This window comes from Lentilactobacillus sunkii DSM 19904 (assembly GCF_001435575.1).
GTDB classification, from domain to species: Bacteria; Bacillota; Bacilli; order Lactobacillales; family Lactobacillaceae; genus Lentilactobacillus; species Lentilactobacillus sunkii.
Map to the genome: position 1 here is coordinate 1 of NZ_AZEA01000055.1, position 2,121 is coordinate 2,121.

Below are 2,121 nucleotides of genomic sequence, written 5' to 3' on the forward strand. Positions count from 1 at the left end.
TGGAAAATGCTGTGACCGTCCATCATTTGCGTCAAGATGAGCAAGGAAAGCCAACTAACGCAACGGTTACATCTGATACAAGTTTGCCCGGTAGAGTTGGTCAAATCCTCTCAGTGGACCTGAACAAACAGCCACAAAAGGTCAATGGTTACACAATCGTTCCCAATCAAGTAGTCCCATCTGTGAAAGTGGAACAAAATTCTCACAAAGTCGTCAATGTTTATTACACTGGTGATGCGGTTAAAGATGCTGTGACCGTCCATTATCTTCGTCAAGATGAGCAGGGTAAACCAACGACCACTAAAATTTTGGATGATAAGCAGCTGAACAGCAATGTTGGCGAAAAGGTCACTGTAAATCCAAGCGATGCACCGCAAGAGGCGAATGGTTACACAATTGTTCCCAAACAACCTGTGAAATCTGTGGATGTTCACTTGAATACTCACGAAGATGTGAATATTTACTACACCGGTGATAAGAACTCCAACATCAACGTTCACCTGATTGATACCAATGTTAACGGCACGAAATTTAAAGTCCAAGTGCCAGCCGGTCACACCGGCGAAGTTCTGAATTTGAATGATAACTCCAAAGTTCAAATTCCAGATGGGTATCACCGTTCGAATAAGTCTGAAATTCCTACTGGTAAGAGTCAGAGTGATAATCCAGTTTACTCGACTGTTAAGCAGGATGTTCACGTTTATGTAACAGGGAATGCAATTGGTGAGAATGATAAAAATGCCTTAACAGTGGACCATTACTTAGTCGATGAAAAAGGTCAACCGACATCGACTACTATCGGCACTCCAGTCAAAATAGGTGGACATGTTGGTGAAACACTGCAGGTTGACCCAATGAGTAAAGATAATCAGATTACTGGATATACAGTAACCAACAAAGAGAAGGTAACCCGGACATTAGGCACTAAGCCTGTTGATCCGGTTAAGCTATACTACCAGGCAAATGGTCTAAGCAACATCACCGTTCATTATTTAGATATTAATAATGATGACAAGCAGGTCGGCGATTCAGTTAATCCGGAAGGGCATACGGGTGAAATCCTTAATTTGGATAAAACAAGCACCCAGATCCATGTTCCCGAAGGTTATCATTTTGCTACTAATGATGAATTGAAAGAATACCAGAAAACACAGGTTCGTGAATTAACTTGGGGAACTCAAGATCAGAATGCCAATGTCTATGTATCTGGAAATACGATTGATGGAAATTCTGCGAATGCCTTGACGGTCGACCATTACTTGGTTGATGAAAAAGGTCAACCAACATCGACTACTATCGGCACTCCAGTCAAAATTGGTGGACGCGTTGGTGAAACAGTGCAGGTTAACCCAATGAGTAAAGACAATCAGATTGCTGGATATACAGTAACTAGTAAAGAGAAGGTAACACGGACATTAGGCACTAAGCCAGTCGATCCAGTTAACCTTTACTACACTGGTAATGCTGTGGAAAATGCTGTGACCGTCCATCATTTGCGCCAGGATGAGCAAGGAAAGCCAACTAACACAACGGTTACATCTGATACAAGCTTGCCCGGTACAGTTGGCCAAACGCTCGCAGTGGACCTGAGTAAGGAGCCACAAAAGGTCAATGGTTATACAATCGTTCCAAATCAAGTTGTTAAACCTGTGAAAGTGGGACTAAATATTCACGAGGATGTAAATATTTACTACACTGGGGATGAAGCCTCTAACATCAATGTTCATCTGATTGATACGCATCATAACGGCACAAAATTCAACCCTGAAACGCCTCAAGGTCACACGGGAGAAGTTTTGAATTTGAACGATAATTCGAAAGTTCAAATTCCAGAAGGGTATCATCGTTCGGACAAGTCTGAGATTCCTGCTGGTGAAAGTCAGAGTCCTAATCCGACGTACACGACCAGTGAACAGAACGTTCATGTGTATGTAACCGGTAATAATATTGATGACACTGATGCAAATACGTTAACCGTTAACCATTATATCCAAGATGACCAAGGACAAAAGACGACCAAGGTCATTGGAACAGTTGCGAAAATGGGAGGTTATGTTGGCAAACAAGTGACCGTTGATCCTCAAGAGGTTCCTAATGTGATCCCTGGATATACGCCGGTAG

At 42.4% G+C, this 2,121-nt stretch carries 1 protein-coding gene; it reads left to right on the forward strand.

The genetic code is table 11. The features are described from left to right. Positions 1-2,121, forward strand: a 2,121-nt coding sequence (locus FD17_RS13255) for a hypothetical protein (RefSeq protein WP_162256784.1), incomplete at both ends; no start/stop codon positions are given.